We start from the raw sequence: 16,724 nt of genomic DNA on the forward strand, positions 1-16,724 counted from the left end.
TGCTGCATCAAGACGACTTCGGCAAGCGCAAAATTTCCATGCTTTTCATGCGCTTGCCACGAAAATTTTTAACTAATCAAGGGTTAAGACGCTGAATTTCCCACTGTTTTTCAGGGGCTTCACGGGTCCATCGGAAGCGGTCGTGTAACCGAAAGGCCCCATCCGCCCAAAATTCAATTTCGGCTGGAATAAGCCGATATCCGCCCCAGAAAGGCGGGCGTTTGGGATGGGTACCGTGCGCAGCTGTCATTTTTGCCACTTTTGCCATTAATTCTGTACGCGAATTTAGAGGTTGAGACTGTTCCGACGCCCAGGCGCCCAGCTTGCTCTTCAAACTGCGCGACTCAAAATATGCATCCGCCTGCGGACCCTCTTCCCGCATAACGTGTCCCCTGACCCGAATTTGGCGGCGCAAAGATTTCCAGTGCATCACAAAGGACGCCTTGCCTGCGCCGTCCAGTTCCTGCGCTTTGGCGCTGCCATAATTTGTATAGAACACAAACGCCGCATCCTCGATGTCCTTCAAGAGCACCATGCGGGAATTTGGCATGCCGTCCGCGTCCACTGTCGACAACGCAATCGCATTGGGGTCATTTGGCTCGCTCTTCTCAGCCTCCGCCAACCATGACCGCGCGATCTCAAACGGGTCCTCGCCCGCAAAAATCCCTGTTCTCTCGCTCATCACTGCCTCCAAATGCATCATCCAGCCTCTCAGGCTAGGCATATTCCACGTCGGCGAAGACCTTGATGCGACAGGGTCAATCGCCTAAACGTCACGCATAACCAAGTGGGACGGAGTTCACCGGATGTCAAATCAACTAATGGCAGGCAAACGCGGTCTGATTATGGGACTTGCCAATGACAAGTCTATTGCCTGGGGCATTGCCAAAGCCTGTGCCGACGCCGGCGCCGAACTGGCATTCTCTTATATGGGTGACGCTTTCATAAAGCGTGTGGTCCCGCTCGCTCAGCAACTCAATGTTGACACGCTGATCGACTGTGATGTTTCCGACGCAGCCTCCATCGACGCAGCCTTTGCTGAGATCGAAGAGAAATGGGGCAAAATCGACTTCATCGTGCATGCCATTGGCTTCTCGGACAAAAACGAGCTGCGCGGCCGCTATGTCGACACCTCCAAAGACAACTTCCTGATGACCATGGACATCTCCGTCTATTCCTTCACCGCCGTGATGCAGCGCGCGGAGAAGCTGATGACGGACGGCGGCTCTGCCCTCACTCTCACCTACTACGGTGCCGAGCAGGTCATGCCGCACTATAACGTCATGGGTGTCGCCAAGGCCGCCCTGGAAGCCTCCGTGAAATACCTCGCGGAAGACCTCGGTAAAGACGGCATCCGCGTGAACGCCATCTCCGCAGGCCCGATCAAAACCCTCGCGGCTTCTGGTATCGGCGATTTCCGCTACATCCTGAAATGGAACGAGTTGAACTCCCCACTGCGCCGCAACGTTGGCATCGAAGACGTGGGCAACTCCGCGCTTTACCTGCTGTCCGATCTGGGCAGCGGCGTCACCGGTGAGAACTTGCACGTGGATGCTGGCTATCACGTTGTAGGCATGAAAGCGGTCGACGCGCCGGACATCGACGCCGTGGTGGGCCGCAAATGAGCCTCGCCGCCTTTATCGCCGCCGTCTCTCTTTGCCTGATGGCCGCCGTCAGCCCTGGCCCCGCCGTGCTCATGGCCGCCCGCGTGGGTCTGCAACAAGGCCTCAAAACCGGCGCGGCGCTCTCGGTGGGCATCGGCCTCGGCGCGGTCTTCTGGGCGGCCTCCGCCCTCTTTGGCCTTGCCTTGCTGTTTGAATACGCACCGTTCCTGCTGACCGTTCTCAAGATCGGCGGCGCAGCCTTCCTGATCTGGACCGCGTTCAAAATGTGGCGTGCAGCGGATGAACCTCTGGAAGACAACGGCGCCGAAGTTGCCGCCATGACACCTTTGTCCGCACTGCGCCTCGGCATCTGGACCCAGCTCGCCAACCCAAAACCCGCTGTCTTCTTTGGCGCGGTCTTTGTCGGCACCGTGCCAACTGACGCCACCCCGCTGGCGCTGGCGCTACTGCTGGTATGTATCTTCCTCGGTGAATTCCTCTGGAACACCTCCGTGGCGCGTCTGTTCTCTCTGGACCGCACCCGCAAAATCTACATCGGCCTCAAGCACCTGATTGACCGCGTCTTTGGCGGCCTTCTGGCGGCTCTAGGTGTCAAGATCGCGGCCACCTAAGCCGCGCTCGGACCATGCGCAAACTCCTCAAGGCTCTCTTCTTTTTGCTCTGCATCATGAGCGCCTTGGGGATTTTTGCGCTCTACCGTCCGCATTACATTCCGCCCCCGATCAAAGACGCCATCTGGCCGCGGGACAACATCGCCGTGGTACGCGCCCGTCAAACGCCTGTTCTGAACGCGGGCTTTGCCGCTCACAACACCACCCTTGGCGCGCCGGTCTACATCCGCATTTTCAAAGAAGAACGCGAGTTGGAACTCTGGGTACAAACCCCAAGCGACACCTACGCCCTCTTCAAAACCTATCCGATCTGCAACCACTCCGGCGACCTCGGCCCCAAGCTCAAAGAAGGTGACCGCCAATCGCCTGAGGGCTTTTACACGGTCACCAAATCCGCCTTAAACCCAAACAGCAGCTACCACCTGTCTTTCAACTTGGGCTTCCCCAACCGCTTTGACCGCGCACACGACCGCACCGGCAGCTTCCTGATGGTACATGGCGACTGCGTCTCTATCGGCTGCTACGCCATGACCGATCCTGCGATCGAGGAAATCTACGTCGCCGTCGAAGCGGCCCTGAACAACGGTTTATCCTCAGTGCCCGTGCACGCCTTCCCCTTCCGCCCCATACCGCAACGCATGGCGGCGGCATCCGGTCACAAGTGGGAAGACTTCTGGCAGCAGCTCGCCCCCGCCTACCACGCCTTTGACAAAACCGGCCGCCCGCCCAAAATCACGCTGAAAGAAAACAAATACCGCGTCACCGCTTGGTAGGCACGCAAACAGTTTGCGCCGCCCTTCCCGTCTGCTAGAACAGCCCAAATCTGCGACAAAGGGGTGAGTCCACATGAGCGAGCGTCTGCCACACGAAAAAGGCTTCCACATCAGCTGGGATCAAATCCACCGCGACAGCCGCGCGCTGGCATGGCGTCTGGACGGCAAAGGCCCAAATGATGGCGCATGGAAGGCCGTCGTGGCCATCACCCGTGGGGGCATGGCCCCGGCGATGATCGTCAGCCGGGAACTCGACATCCGTACCGTCGATACCATCTCCGTAAAATCCTACTACTCCGGCGGTGGTGCACAGGACAAACAGCGTGAGGCGCAGGTCCTCAAAAGCCCGGACGCAGAGCTGATGGGCGACGGTGAAGGCATCCTGATCGTCGACGATCTGGTGGATTCCGGCAAAACCCTCGAACTGGTGCGCCAGATGTTCCCTAAGGCCCACTTCGCCACCGTATACGCCAAACCTGCAGGCGAGCCGATGGTCGACACCTTCATCACCGGCGTCAGCCAGGACACCTGGATTTTCTTCCCATGGGACATGGCGTTGCAATACGTCGAGCCTTATCGCGGCACCGATTGATCGCACCGGTTGGTGGGCTTGGCCCACATCACAAACCGCCCAATTCGGACCGCAGCGAGGCGCCTCGCTGCGGTTTTCTTTTGCCCGCTTTTGCCTGAGAGATTGACCAAATGACCCTCACCCGCACCGCCGCCACCTTTGCCCCGCCCGTGATGGAGGCCCGCCGCTGGCTCGAAGGCGTGACCTTTCCGGCCGACCGCCCGCTGATCAACGTCAGCCAGGCCGCCCCTGTCGCCGCCCCACCGGAGCCCCTCCTGCACCACATCGCAGACACCGCGCTCAACCATCCGGAGGCCCACCTCTATGGCCCTGTGCTAGGGTTGCCCGAGTTGCGCGCCGAAGTCGCCACGCAATGGTCCGCCGCCTACGCAGGCGACATCGCCCCGGCGCAAGTCGCCATCACCTCTGGCTGCAACCAAGCCTTCTGCGCCACCCTCACCGCAATTGCTGGCGAAGGAGATGAGGTCATCCTACCAACCCCATGGTACTTCAATCACAAAATGTGGCTCGACATGCAGGGCGTCACCACCGTGCCGTTGCCCACCGACGCCCATCTCCAACCAGACCCAGAGCACGCCGCCGCCCTGATCACAGAGCGCACCCGCGCCATTGTACTGGTCACGCCCAACAACCCCGGCGGCGTCGAGTATCCGGCAGAGCTGGTACGCGCCATGTATGAGCTTGCCAAATCCCGTGGCATTCGCCTGATCGTCGATGAAACATACCGCGATTTTGACAGCCGCACCGGCGCACCGCATAACCTCTTTGGCGACCCGGATTGGCAAGACACATTGGTGCAACTCTACTCCTTCTCCAAAGCCTATCGCCTCACCGGCCACCGTGTCGGCGCCATGGTAGGCAGCGCGACGTTGCTGGCGGAGGCGGAAAAATTCCTCGACACCGTCACCATCTGCCCCAACCAACTCGGCCAGCACGCCGCGCTCTGGGGCATGCAAAATCTGAGCCAATGGCTCGCCGGCGAACGCGCCGAAATCCTCGACCGCCGCGCGGCAATTGCCGACAATCTGCCCCTGCTCACCGACCAGGGTTGGGAACTTCAAGGCGCAGGCGCCTACTTCGCTTACATGAAGCATCCCTTCGCCCTGCCATCTGACCAATTGGCGCAGCAACTGGTGCAAAGCCACGGCATCCTGACCCTGCCAGGCACCATGTTCACGCCTGAGGGCGATCAGGCGGGCAAAGACACCCTGCGTATCGCCTTTGCCAACGTCGATCGCGCCGGAATCGGCGATCTCTTTGCCCGTCTGGCCACGGTCAGCGCCTGACGCAACCACTACACAGGGGCGACAAGCCAATCATGCTTGCCCCCCCTGCCCCAACCGCGTAGACCTTCGCAGAAGAAACTTGAACGATTACAGGGCGGACATCGGACATGGCGCAGAGCAAAACCTCCAAAACAGCGGTCTGGATTCTCATGGGCTTGCTCATTCTGGGCTTGGGCGGTTTTGGCGCGACCAGCCTCACCGGCACCGTGCGCACCGTGGGCACCGTGGGCGACAAAGACATCTCAGTCGACGATTACGCCCGCGCCCTGCAAGAAGAGCTGCGCGCGCTTGAGGCCCAAACCGGCCAGTCGCTGCCATTTGTGCAGGCACAGGCCTTTGGCATCGACCGCATGGTGCTCTCCCGCCTTTCCACCACCCGCTCGATAGATGCGGAGAATGAACGCCTCGGCATCTCCATTGGCGACGAAAACCTGCGCCAGGAGCTGATGAACATCCCGTCCTTCCAAGGGCTCGACGGCTCCTTTGATCGCGACGCCTACAGCTTTGCCATCGACCAGGCCGGCATGAACGAATCCGAGTTTGAAGACAGCGTGCGCGAAGACACCGTGCGCTCCCTGCTGCAAAGCGCCGTGGTCTCCGGTCTGGTGATGCCCGATGTCTACGCCAACACCGTGATCAAATTTGTCGCCGAAGAGCGCGACTTCACCTGGTCCAAGCTCACAGCCGACAACCTGACCCGCGCCGTGGACGCCCCCACCGAGGCCGAGATCGAAGCCCACTACACCGAAAATCAGGACCGCTTTATGCTGCCCGCCACCCGCCAGATCACCTACGCGTGGCTGTCGCCTGAAATGATCATCGATCAGGTGGACGTGGACGAAGCCTCCCTGCAAAACCTCTATGATGAGCGCGACGCCGAGTTTAACCGCCCGGAGCGCCGTCTGGTCGAGCGTCTGGCCTTTGCCGACGAAGCCGCCGCGCAAGCCGCCATGGACCAGATTGCTGCGGGCACCGCCACCTTCACCAGCCTGGTTGAAGGACGTGGCCTGTCGCTGTCTGATGTGGACCTTGGTGACGTGACCAAAGCGGACCTTGGCGAAGCCGGTGAAGCTGTCTTCCTCGCACCCGCCAACGGCATCGCCGGTCCTGCGCCGTCCAACCTCGGCCCAGCCCTGTTCCGCGTGAACGGTGTGTTGGCCGCGCAGACCACCACCTTTGACGAAGCCAAAGAGCTGCTGCGTGAAGAGCTCGCCGCAGATCGGTCCCGCCGCCTGATCGACACCCAGATCGGCAACATCGACGACCTGCTCGCCGGTGGCGCGACCCTGGAAGAACTGGTGGCCGAAACCGACATGGAGCTTGGCACCATCAATTGGCACCCGCTGTCAGAAGATGACCTCGCTGGCTACGAAGGCTTCCGCGAAGTGGCTTCTACCGTGACCGTCGAAGACTTCCCACAGATCGAAGTGCTTGAAGACGGCGGCATCTTTGCCCTGCGTCTGGAGGGCGAAACCCCAAGCCAGCCTGCCCCATTGGCAGATGTGGCCGAAGAGGCCGCCGCGCAGATCACCGCCGACCGCACCACCGAAGCGCTCAAAGGCCTGATCGAAACCCTGAAGCCACGCCTGAACGACGGCACCAGCTTCACCTCCTTTGGCTTCACCGCCAACGAAGAGGTCGAAATGGACCGCGCCGCCTTTGTGCCGGGCACCCCTGCAGAATTCCTCTCCGAAATCTTTGAGATGGAAGTGGGCGAGCTGCGCACACTGGACAGCCCGGACGGCCTGATTGTGGTGCGCCTGAACGCCATCACCGAGCCTGCGACCGACGATCCAGAAGTCACCGCGCTCAAGGCGGCGATCACCGCACAGCTCTCCAGCGGCATCTCTCAGGACGTCTTCGCCGCCTACGCACAGGCGCTGCAAGGCATGTACCCGACCCAGATCAACCAGCAGGCACTGAACGCGGTGCACGCGAACTTCCAGTAAAGAAAGGCCGCCAAGGTGGACCTGACTCCCTCGTTTGAAGATTTTGCCAAAGCCTATGAGGCCGGTGAAAATCAGGTAGTGTACACGCGGCTCGCCGCCGACCTCGACACCCCAGTGTCGCTCATGCTCAAGCTCACCGGCGCTCACAAAGACGCCTTCATGCTGGAGTCTGTGACCGGTGGTGAAGTGCGTGGACGGTATTCCATGATTGGCATGAAGCCCGATCTGATCTGGCAAACCCACGGCACCGAAAGCCGCATCAACCGCACCGCGCGGTTTGATCCCGATGGCTTCACCCCACAGGACGGCGACCCGCTCACCAACCTGCGTGCCCTGATTGCCGAAAGCAAAATTGACCTGCCCGAAGACCTGCCACAGGCCTCCGCCGGTCTGTTTGGCTACCTCGGCTATGACATGATCCGGCTGGTGGAGCATCTGCCCAACATCAACCCGGACCCGCTTGGCCTGCCCGACGCCTGCATGTTGCGCCCTTCTGTGGTGGCCGTGCTCGACGGCGTGAAAGGCGAAGTCACCGTGGTTTCTCCCGCTTGGGTCAGCGACGGCCAATCCGCCCGCGCCGCCTATGCGCAGGCTGCCGAACGTGTCATGGACGCCGTGCGCGATCTCGAACGCGCCATGCCCCAAGCAGCGCGTGATCTGGGGGAAGCGCACGAAGTCTCCCCGCCGGTCTCCAACTTCACCAAAGAGGGCTACCTGGCCGCTGTGGAGAAGGCCAAGGAGTACATCAAAGCCGGCGACATCTTCCAAGTGGTGCCCGCCCAACGCTGGACGCAGGATTTCCCGCAGCCACCATTTGCGCTCTACCGCTCCCTGCGCCGCACCAACCCGTCACCGTTTATGTTCTACTTCAACTTCGGTGGGTTTCAGGTGGTCGGCGCCAGCCCGGAAATCCTCGTGCGGGTGTTTGGCGACGAAGTCACCATCCGCCCGATCGCAGGCACCCGCCCCCGTGGCGCCACGCCAGAAGAGGACAAGGCCCTCGAAGAGGATCTCTTGGCGGACAAGAAAGAACTCGCCGAGCACCTCATGCTCTTGGATCTGGGTCGCAATGATACTGGCCGCGTTTCCAAAATCGGCACCGTGCGCCCCACCGAGAAATTCATCATCGAGCGCTATAGCCACGTGATGCACATCGTCTCCAACGTCGTCGGCGAATTGACGGAAGACAAAGACGCGCTGGATGCTTTCTTTGCCGGCATGCCTGCGGGCACCGTCTCCGGCGCCCCTAAAGTGCGCGCGATGGAAATCATCGACGAGCTGGAACCCGAAAAACGTGGCATCTATGGCGGCGGCGTTGGCTACTTCAGCTCAGGCGGCGATATGGACATCTGTATCGCGCTGCGCACAGCGATTGTGAAAGACCAGAAGCTCTACATTCAGGCCGGCGGCGGCGTTGTCTATGACAGCGACCCGGAGGCCGAATACATGGAAACCGTGCACAAATCCAACGCCATCCGCCGCGCCGCTGCGGATGCTGCGCGGTTCACCGGCAACGGCAACTCCTAACAGCACCCCTAAAAGAAACCACGCGCCCCGGACCTGATCCGGGGCCTCTTTTTTTTGCGCCACAACGCCCGTTGCGTTAACGCCTTATCGCCCTAAAACGCACCTCCGCAAAACAGTCGCGATACCGACAGAATACCGACGTGGTTTTGACCTCCAAAACCGCCGGTTAACGCGCAGACATCCGCCCATGTCTCAGAAATTTGTCCGCGCGGTCAAATCGCTGTTACACTCCCTGCATTATTCCAAAAACAAACCCGCCTCGGCCCCAGCCGTGCGGGCAATATCTATTACAACAGAGAGCACCAAAATGGCCCAATTCACCCTGTCCCGCCGCCACTTCCTGGCCTCCACCGCAGGCTTCGTCGTCCTGCACCCCTTCTCGGCAAATGCTGCGCAAAATCAAGCACATCTGCGGATTATGGAGACCACGGACCTGCACGTGCACGTCTTCCCGTACGACTATTACGCCGACAAACCGCGCGACACTGTAGGCCTCGCCCGCACCGCCTCGCTGATCAAAAACATCCGCGATGAAGCCACCAACTCGATGCTGATCGACAACGGCGATTTCCTGCAGGGCAACCCAATGGGCGACTACATCGCCTATGAGCGCGGCATGAAAGAAGGCGACATGCACCCGATCATCACCGCGATGAACGCTGTGGGCTATGACGCCGCCACAATCGGCAACCACGAATTCAACTACGGCATTGATTTCCTGATGAAATCCATGGCTGGCGCGGACTTTGAAACCGTGCTCTCCAACATCTCTCTGGAGCAAGGCGGCACCCCGCGCGAAGACAAAACCATGTTCAAACCCTATTCCATTCTGGAGCGTGAACTCACCGACGGTGCGGGCGAGAAACACATAATTAAGGTTGGTGTGATTGGCTTTACCCCTCCCCAAGTCATGAACTGGGATCGCCGCCACCTCGAAGGCAACGTACAGGCGCGTGACATTGTCGAAACCGCCAAAGCCTTCGTGCCGCAGATGAAAGAAGAAGGCGCCGACATCATCATCGCGCTCAGCCACTCCGGCATCGGCGCCGCAGATCATTCCGATGGCATGGAAAACGCCTCCGTGCCGCTTGCCGCTGTTGAGGGCATCGACGCCGTCCTCACCGGCCACCACCACCGCGTCTTCCCGTCCTCCGCGTATGACGGCATGGCTGGCGTGGACGTGGCAAACGGCACCATTATGGGCAAACCAGCGGCCATGGGCGGTTTCTGGGGCTCACACATGGGTCTCATCGACCTGATGCTGGAACGCTCTGGAAATGAATGGAAAATCGTCTCTCATAGCACCGAAGCGCGCCCAATTTCCAAGCGGAACGAAGACCGCTCCATCACCGCGCTGGTCGAAGACCAACCAGACGTTCTGGCCAGCGTCCAGAAAGAACACGACGAGACGCTGGCGTATGTCCGCCGCGCCGTTGGCAAGACCGACGCGCCTCTGCACAGCTATTTCGCGCTGGTGGCCGATGACCCATCGGTTCAGATCGTCTCCATTGCCCAGCTCTGGTACATCGAACAGATGATGAAAGGCACCGAACACGAAGGCTTGCCCATCCTCTCCGCCGCTGCCCCATTCAAGGCCGGTGGCCGTGGTGGTCCGGAGTATTACACCGACGTGGCCAAAGGCGACGTGGCGATTAAAAACGTCTCCGACCTCTACCTCTACCCCAACACCGTCCGCGCCGTGCGCGTGACAGGTCAGGAGGTCAAAGACTGGCTGGAACGCTCCGCAGGCATCTTCAACCAAGTCGAGACTGGCAAAGCCGATCAGGTGCTGCTGAACCCAGAATTCCCGTCTTACAACTTCGACGTCATGGACGGTGTGACCTATGAAATCGACCTGTCCCAACCATCCAAATTCGACCCCAAAGGCAACCTGATCAACGCCGATGCCAACCGCATCACCAACCTGATGTTTGACGGCAAGCCTTTGGACATGAACGCAGAATTCATCATCGCCACCAACAACTACCGCGCCGGCGGCGGCGGCAAATTCCCCGGCGCCATGGGTGACACCATCGTGTTTGAAGGCCCGGACACCAACCGCGACGTGATCGTGCGCTACATCGTGGAAAAAGGCACCATCAGCCCCCGCGCCGACGCCAACTGGACCTTCGCGCCGCTGCGAGGCACCTCGGTCCTGTTTGACACCGGCCCTAAGGCGGCAGACTACAGCGACAGCGTGGAAGGCGTCTCTATTGAGGCTGCAGGCGAAGGCCCCGACGGTTTCGCCCGCTTCCGCATCCAACTGTAAAGACACACGAAACCACAAAAGGCCGGAGTTTTCTCCGGCCTTTTCTACCCCCTGTCTCGTTACAAGACTATTTAGCGAACCATTCTAGCTTCGCAGACGGTTTTGAAGCTCTTCTCTCCGCAGTTTCTGGTAGTGATGTAGCACGGCCGCATCCAGCTCTCGCGCATTTTCAATTTTTGGTTTTACACAAAATCCATGAGCAAGAGCCCAAACTACGGAAAGTGTCATACGCAACGCCACCCACACAATCATAGGTCGTATCTGTAGCAACTCCGACATTGGCAAAACTAACCGGTTGCCCAATACAAACAACATCACCATGATCAGCGCAAAACCAGCCGTCAAAATGAGCATCACCTCCGATCGGAAGTTACGTTTTGCCGTGCGCGAGATGCGCTGTCTTTCAGCGCCGGTAAGCTTGGACACATCTTGGGCCATAAAATAACCTCGTAGCGTTATTCTCAAAACAATACTTGCTTTGTCGCCCAAATATTGATGCCAAGCAGGGAAGGAATTCAAGTGGTCCAGCGTAATAGATTTAATTAGATTTAGCTTTCTAAGACTGAGCCTATTCAGGCCTTTTTACAAGTGCTCAAAGGCAGGTCCACGTCTCCACATCATAACGCGGAGCCGGCATCTCTGGCCAAGCTTCCGGCGCCCCGCTTGGATCGCGCAGCAGCGGATCAAACTGCTCTTTCCGGTTGCGCAAACTCTCCGGGTCCAGTGCCAGTCGCTGACACTTTGCCAAGTCGCTGATGGTTGTGCCTCCGGTCTGCGTGAGGTCAATCATATGCCCCCGCCGCTGACTCATCGTCGCGCGAAAGCGCAACGTCTGATCCAGCTTGAACAAATGCGTGTGCACCCCAAACATCCGCGCCTCGCCCTGCCACTCTTCGCCAGAAGCAAACACCAGCTCAAACCGCCCAGGCGGCACCAATACCTGAAAGAACTCCCCACCCCGCACGTAAGCGGCCAGCACGACTTTGTCGCGCTCAACATCCCGTAAATTCAGGAAATAATCCGCACCGTCGTTGGTCTTGATCAACAACGGCAAAGTCGCAGGCAACCCCGAGCGGTTCCACATAAGCCCCTGCGGCCGCTCTTCTGCCAAGGCAGACCAAGCGGACACCGAAAGCACAAAAACCAAAAGCAACCGTATCATGCCCAAAGGCTACCGAGCTTTACGCCAAACAAAAAGGGCCGGAGTTGCCTCCAGCCCTTCTCTATTATTCTCAGCACCTTACGCCGCTTCAGACGGCTCCGCCTTCTTGTTGGTGCCCTTGACCCACTCCCGCATGCCTTGCAGCAACACGTAAAGGATCGGCACAATCACCACCCCAATCACGGTCGCCGCCAGCATGCCGCCAAACACGGCCACACCAATGGCCTTCTGGCTTGCCGCCCCGGCGCCATTGGCCACCAACAGCGGCACCACGCCCAACAGGAACGACAGCGCCGTCATCATCACCGCACGGAAACGCTGGCTCGCGGCCTCAATTGCGGCCTCCTTGATGCTCAGCCCCGCGGCACGCCGCTCCATCGCAAATTCCACGATGAGAATGGCGTTTTTGGAGGCCAGACCAATCAGCATGATCATCCCGATCTGGGTGTAGAGGTTCACATCCCCACCGGACACAAGCACCGCCGCCAGCGCGCCAAACAGCGCCACGGTGACCGAGAGCAGAATGCCCACCGGCATGGTCCAACTCTCGTACTGCGCCACAAGGAACAGGTAGCCAAAGACCACCGCCATGATCAGGATCAGCACCACAAGACCGCCTGCGGCTTGCTGCTGCTGCGCGGTCCCGGTCCACTCAAAGGCATATCCCGGAGGCAGAGCCGTCGCGGCCTCCTCTTCCAGAACGCGGATCGCATCCCCGGTCGACAGGCCTTCTTTTGGCACCCCGGTCACAGTCGCAGAGCGGAACATATTGTAGCGGTTCAGCGCCACCGGCCCCAACTCATTGCGCACCGTCACAAGCGTACCCATAGGCACCATCTCGCCGCTTTGGGACCGCACATACAGCGCATTGATGTCCTCGACTTGCGAGCGGAATTCACCGTCCGCTTGAATCATCACACGATAGACGCGACCAAACAGGTTGAAGTCATTCACATAAATCGAGCCCATATAGCCCTGCAGCGTGGTGAAGACGTCGGCAATCGACACGTTGAGCGACTTCGCCTTTTCCCGATCCAGGTCGACATAGACCTTTGGCACGTTGGCGCGGAAGGTCGAATAGCTCTGTGCCATCTCGTCCCGTTGGTTGGCCGCATAGACCAGCGAGCCAACAGCGGCCGCCAAGTCCTGTGCGGTGCCGCCACCGGTTTGCTGCACCTTCATTTCCACACCCGCACTCAGACCAAGGCCAGAGATCGGCGGTGGGTTAAAGGCAATCACGCTGGCGGAAATCTCCTGATTGGCAAGGCCATAAACCTTGGCCAAAATCCCATCCGCGCTCAGCTCATCTGTCTGGCGATCATCCCAAGGCTCCAGGTTCAAAATGATCATCGCCCCGTTGGAGCCAGACCCGTTCAGCAAACTAAAGCCGTTCACAAGCACAGAGCCAGCCACGCCTGGGATTTCCATCAGCTGCTCGTTCAAACGTGTGGTGACCTTCTCGGTCCGCTCAAGCGAGGCCGCATCCGGCAGCTGAACATCCACAAACAGCGTGCCGTTGTCTTCCAGCGGGATGAAGCCTGCAGGGATCGATTTGATCAACGTGCCGGAGCCCGCCATCATCGCGCCAATGATCACAAGCGCCAGGATTGGGATACGCACAAACCGACGTACAATCCCAACATAAGCGCCCCGCGCGCCGTCCACGCCTTTCTCAAACGTCGCCATCAGGCCCTTAGGGCCACCCGGATCACGCGGCTTCAGGATCAGCGAGCACAACGCCGGAGACAGCGTCAGCGCGTTGATCGAGGAAATCACCACAGCGGTGGAGATGGTCACGGCAAACTGCGTGTAGAGCCGCCCGGTGATGCCCGGCATGAAGGTCACCGGCACAAACACCGCCAGCAATACCAGCGTGGTTGCAATCACCGGCCCGGTGATCTGTCCCATCGCCTTGCGGGTGGCGTCCGCCGCAGACAGCCCCTCTTCCGCAATGATGCGCTCAACATTCTCCACCACAACAATCGCGTCATCCACCACGATCCCGATCGCAAGCACCAAGGCAAACAAGGAGATCGTGTTCAGCGACATGCCGAACAACAACAAGAAGGCAAATGCACCAATCAAAGACACTGGAATGGCCACCGCAGGAATGACCGTCGCCCGCACATTGCCAAGGAAGATGAATACCACCGAGATCACGAGGATGAACGTCAGGATCAAGGTCGAGACCACATCGCTCAGCGACTGCTCCACAAACAGTGTGCTGTCATACGGAATGGCGTACTCTACATCATCCGGGAAGGCGCTCGACAGGCGTTCGACTTCGGCCTTCACAGCCTCCGCCACCGCCAAAGCGTTTTCGCCCGGCGCCTGATAGATCGCCAGAACCGTCGCCGGGTTGCCATCCGCTCGGCCAGAGGCATTGTAGTAGTTCGCTCCCAGCTCGACCCGCGCCACATCTTTCATGCGCACAATGCTGCCCGCCTCGCCGGTACGCAGCACGATCTCTTCAAATTCCTTCACCGTGGTCAGACGGCCTTTGGATTTGATGGTGTATTGAAACTGCTGCCCGGTTGGGATCGGTGGCGTCCCAATTTGACCAGCAGAGACCTCAAGGTTCTGCTCACGAATGGCCGCTACCAGATCCCCTGGTGTGAGCCCCAACCCTGCCATACGGTCTGGATCCATCCACATCCGCATGGAGTATTCAAAGTTGGTCATCACGTCCGCTTTACCGACGCCTTTCACACGTGCCAACGCATCGCGCAGGTTGATCGAAGCGTAGTTGGACAAGAACACCTCGTCATAGGTGCTGTTTGGCGAGACCAGCGTGACAATCATCAACATGTTGGTGGAGGACTTCTGTGTCACCACCCCGCTGTTGGTCACCTCGGTTGGCAAAGACGACGTAGCCTGTGCCACGCGGTTCTGCACGTTCACCGAGGCAATGTCCGGATCTGTTCCCACCTCAAAGGTCACAGACAGGTTGTAGGAGCCGGTGTCCGTACTGTCCGACGACATATAGATCATGTCGTCCACCCCGTTCACCTGTGCCTCAATCGGCGCGGCCACGGTGTTCTCCACAGTTTCGGAGTTCGCGCCAGTGTAGTTGGCTGACACGGTCACCACAGGGGGCGTGATGTCCGGGAACTGCTCCACAGGGAGCGCATTATACCCGATGAACCCCATAATGGAGAGCACCAGAGAAATCACAAACGCCGTTTTCGGGCGCCGGATGAAGATCGCTGAAAACACGGGTTACTGCTCCTCTGTCGGCTGACCGGCCAGCACCGCATCAACGGTCACACCGGGGCGCACACGCTGGAGGCCTTCGACAATCACGGACTCGCCTTCACGCATGCCATCCTCAACCACCACCGCGGTTTCGACCTGACGGCCTAGGGTCACATAGCGCTGCTCCACAGTCTGTTGTTGGCCAACCACCAGCACAAAGTCCCCACGCTGGTCTCGTTGCACAGCGGCCTGCGGAATCATCAACACTTGACTTGGGGCCGCACTGGCAATGCGGATGTTCAGGAACGCGCCGTCCAGCAACAGCCCACGCTCATTGGCAAATTCCGCGCGCAAGGTGATGGTGCCGGTTGACGGGTTGATCCGGTTGTCGACAAAGACCACCTGTCCAACTTCATCCAGTTCGTCGCCGTTGGGCAAGATTGCAAAGACCTTTGGCGCCTTCTCTCTATCTGACAATTCCTGAAGTTCCGCTTCGTGGTGTTCCATCACCTCCACCAGCTGCTTTTCAGTCAGGGAGAATTCCACAAAGATCGGCGCGGTACGCACGATGTTGATCAGATAGGTGGTGTTTGGACCAACCAACTCGCCCACGCTGACGTTGGACCGGCCGATGCGCCCGTCAAACGGCGCATGGATTTTGGTGTAGTCCAGATCCAGCTGTGCCTGCGCAATGGCAGCTTTGGCTATCGACACCTGCGCCTTGGCCACCTCGTTGTTGGCCACGGCCACATCGCGATCCGCCTCGGTGCCGACATCCCGCTCAAACAGCTCGGTCTTTCGCACCAACTCGACCTCTGTCAGACGCAGATTGGCTTCCGCCTGTGCCAGGTCCGCCTGCCGCGCATCCACGGCCGCCTGATAGACCTCCGGCTCGATCTCAAACAACAGATCGCCCTCAGCCACCTCGTCGCCGTCCTGCCCGTGGATCTTCTCCACAAAGCCGCTCACGCGGGCCACAAGGTCCACTTTGTCCACGGCTTCGCCTTTACCGATAAAAATCACTTCATCCACCAACTCGTCAGTGTAGGCGGCAGCTATTGCGACTTTTGGAGCTGGCGCATCCTGCGCCGCCGCGCTGGTCGCCAATAAGCTGACCGAGAGCATGGCCGCAGAGAGAGAGGTGAAAATCGGAAACTTCATGGTGTCTTATCCCAATAGCTTGGAGATCAGGGCCAAATGAAACGGCGGTGATCACATGACAATTTTTGCCATAGAACCATGGCCCGCCTCAGGCGGCAAGAGTGCGTTAACCACAAAAGCCAAGCATCTGGCAGAAAAAGCAAAAACGCGCCGACGAGCGGCGCGTTTTTCCGAATATTTCAGGTATCAAAACGATCAGTCGTTGTCGTAATAGGCGGGCGGATCATCATAAATCGCCCAGCCAAATTCCCCTTCAGAGCCTGGCAGCTCCTCCGGCTTCATCTTCGCCTGAATGTAAGTTTTTGCGACAAAATGCGCGCTCACCGGCGCGGTCAGGAACAGGAAGATCGTGATCAGCAACTCGTGAAACGACAGCGTGCCTTTCACCAGCAGGAAGTACAGCATCGAGGCGATCAATACGCCGCCCACTCCAAGCGTGGTCGCCTTGGTGGGGGCGTGTAGCCGTTGCATGGTGTCTTTGAGTTTGAGCATGCCAAAACTGCCGACCAGCCCAAACACTCCGGCCAGCACGATGAAGAAGGACACAAGGATTTCTGCAAACATCTGTCTCTCC

Annotated in this window: 14 protein-coding genes; 8 read left to right on the forward strand and 6 right to left on the reverse strand. The window is 59.2% G+C overall.

What is annotated here, in order from left to right:
• Window positions 1-76: 76 nt before the first annotated feature.
• The gene (gene pdxH / locus SIB38_RS18110; protein WP_412550768.1) at window positions 77-682 is read right to left on the reverse strand and encodes a pyridoxamine 5'-phosphate oxidase; all 606 of its coding nucleotides are present in this window, start codon (window positions 680-682) and stop codon (window positions 77-79) included.
• Between the two features lie 124 nt (window positions 683-806).
• Between pdxH and fabI the strand changes: the two genes are divergently transcribed.
• The 8 genes from fabI (at window position 807) to SIB38_RS18150 (ending at window position 10,632) form a co-directional block, all read left to right on the forward strand.
• The gene (fabI, locus tag SIB38_RS18115; RefSeq protein WP_294116305.1) at window positions 807-1,625 is read left to right on the forward strand and encodes an enoyl-ACP reductase FabI; all 819 of its coding nucleotides are present in this window, start codon (window positions 807-809) and stop codon (window positions 1,623-1,625) included.
• Window positions 1,622-2,236, forward strand: coding sequence for a LysE family translocator (locus tag SIB38_RS18120; RefSeq protein ID WP_294116306.1), 615 nt, complete (start codon window positions 1,622-1,624; stop codon window positions 2,234-2,236). Before fabI ends, SIB38_RS18120 begins: the two co-directional genes overlap by 4 nt.
• A gap of 14 nt (window positions 2,237-2,250) precedes the next feature.
• Window positions 2,251-3,009 (forward strand): L,D-transpeptidase family protein, encoded by a 759-nt coding sequence (locus tag SIB38_RS18125; protein ID WP_412550769.1) that lies wholly within the window; start codon window positions 2,251-2,253, stop codon window positions 3,007-3,009.
• A 73-nt stretch (window positions 3,010-3,082) separates the two neighbouring features.
• Window positions 3,083-3,601, forward strand: coding sequence for a xanthine phosphoribosyltransferase (gene gpt, locus SIB38_RS18130; protein WP_294116308.1), 519 nt, complete (start codon window positions 3,083-3,085; stop codon window positions 3,599-3,601).
• 110 nt (window positions 3,602-3,711) lie between these two features.
• Complete coding sequence (locus SIB38_RS18135; RefSeq protein ID WP_294116309.1) at window positions 3,712-4,887, forward strand: aminotransferase; 1,176 nt, start codon at window positions 3,712-3,714, stop codon at window positions 4,885-4,887.
• Between the two features lie 107 nt (window positions 4,888-4,994).
• On the forward strand, window positions 4,995-6,836 hold the full coding sequence (locus tag SIB38_RS18140; RefSeq protein ID WP_412550770.1) for a peptidylprolyl isomerase: 1,842 nt from the start codon (window positions 4,995-4,997) through the stop codon (window positions 6,834-6,836).
• A 15-nt stretch (window positions 6,837-6,851) separates the two neighbouring features.
• On the forward strand, window positions 6,852-8,363 hold the full coding sequence (gene trpE, locus SIB38_RS18145; protein ID WP_294116311.1) for an anthranilate synthase component I: 1,512 nt from the start codon (window positions 6,852-6,854) through the stop codon (window positions 8,361-8,363).
• A gap of 307 nt (window positions 8,364-8,670) precedes the next feature.
• Window positions 8,671-10,632 carry a bifunctional 2',3'-cyclic-nucleotide 2'-phosphodiesterase/3'-nucleotidase gene (locus tag SIB38_RS18150; protein WP_412550771.1) on the forward strand — a complete coding sequence of 654 codons (1,962 nt, stop codon included), beginning with the start codon at window positions 8,671-8,673 and terminating at the stop codon, window positions 10,630-10,632.
• Window positions 10,633-10,716: 84 nt separating this feature from the next.
• Here the strand turns inward: SIB38_RS18150 and SIB38_RS18155 are convergent, their stop codons facing one another.
• The 5 genes from SIB38_RS18155 to SIB38_RS18175 form a co-directional block, all read right to left on the reverse strand.
• Entirely contained in the window at window positions 10,717-11,070 is a 354-nt protein-coding gene (locus tag SIB38_RS18155; protein ID WP_412550772.1) for a hypothetical protein, read from the reverse strand.
• 154 nt (window positions 11,071-11,224) lie between these two features.
• Window positions 11,225-11,794: a hypothetical protein gene (locus tag SIB38_RS18160; RefSeq protein WP_294116314.1), complete on the reverse strand. Its 570-nt coding sequence runs from the start codon at window positions 11,792-11,794 to the stop codon at window positions 11,225-11,227.
• Between the two features lie 78 nt (window positions 11,795-11,872).
• On the reverse strand, window positions 11,873-15,010 hold the full coding sequence (locus tag SIB38_RS18165) for an efflux RND transporter permease subunit (RefSeq protein ID WP_294116315.1): 3,138 nt from the start codon (window positions 15,008-15,010) through the stop codon (window positions 11,873-11,875).
• Window positions 15,011-15,013: 3 nt separating this feature from the next.
• Window positions 15,014-16,150, reverse strand: coding sequence for an efflux RND transporter periplasmic adaptor subunit (locus SIB38_RS18170; protein ID WP_294116316.1), 1,137 nt, complete (start codon window positions 16,148-16,150; stop codon window positions 15,014-15,016).
• Window positions 16,151-16,345: 195 nt separating this feature from the next.
• Complete coding sequence (locus SIB38_RS18175; protein WP_294116317.1) at window positions 16,346-16,714, reverse strand: Na+/H+ antiporter subunit G; 369 nt, start codon at window positions 16,712-16,714, stop codon at window positions 16,346-16,348.
• Between the last annotated feature and the right edge of the window lie 10 nt (window positions 16,715-16,724).

Source organism: Shimia sp. MIT910701, from assembly GCF_047126315.1.
Lineage (GTDB): Bacteria > Pseudomonadota > Alphaproteobacteria > Rhodobacterales > Rhodobacteraceae > Shimia.

Excerpts from the sequence above, each read along its gene's own strand:
- pdxH (WP_412550768.1), bottom strand. The coding sequence starts at position 682 with ATGAGCGAGAGAACAGGGATTTTTGCGGGCGAGGACCCGTTTGAGATC.
- fabI (WP_294116305.1), top strand. The coding sequence starts at position 807 with ATGTCAAATCAACTAATGGCAGGCAAACGCGGTCTGATTATGGGACTT.
- SIB38_RS18120 (WP_294116306.1), top strand. The coding sequence starts at position 1,622 with ATGAGCCTCGCCGCCTTTATCGCCGCCGTCTCTCTTTGCCTGATGGCC.
- SIB38_RS18125 (WP_412550769.1), top strand. The coding sequence starts at position 2,251 with ATGCGCAAACTCCTCAAGGCTCTCTTCTTTTTGCTCTGCATCATGAGC.
- gpt (WP_294116308.1), top strand. The coding sequence starts at position 3,083 with ATGAGCGAGCGTCTGCCACACGAAAAAGGCTTCCACATCAGCTGGGAT.
- SIB38_RS18135 (WP_294116309.1), top strand. The coding sequence starts at position 3,712 with ATGACCCTCACCCGCACCGCCGCCACCTTTGCCCCGCCCGTGATGGAG.
- SIB38_RS18140 (WP_412550770.1), top strand. The coding sequence starts at position 4,995 with ATGGCGCAGAGCAAAACCTCCAAAACAGCGGTCTGGATTCTCATGGGC.
- SIB38_RS18150 (WP_412550771.1), top strand. The coding sequence starts at position 8,671 with ATGGCCCAATTCACCCTGTCCCGCCGCCACTTCCTGGCCTCCACCGCA.
- SIB38_RS18155 (WP_412550772.1), bottom strand. The coding sequence starts at position 11,070 with ATGGCCCAAGATGTGTCCAAGCTTACCGGCGCTGAAAGACAGCGCATC.
- SIB38_RS18160 (WP_294116314.1), bottom strand. The coding sequence starts at position 11,794 with ATGATACGGTTGCTTTTGGTTTTTGTGCTTTCGGTGTCCGCTTGGTCT.
- SIB38_RS18170 (WP_294116316.1), bottom strand. The coding sequence starts at position 16,150 with ATGAAGTTTCCGATTTTCACCTCTCTCTCTGCGGCCATGCTCTCGGTC.
- SIB38_RS18175 (WP_294116317.1), bottom strand. The coding sequence starts at position 16,714 with ATGTTTGCAGAAATCCTTGTGTCCTTCTTCATCGTGCTGGCCGGAGTG.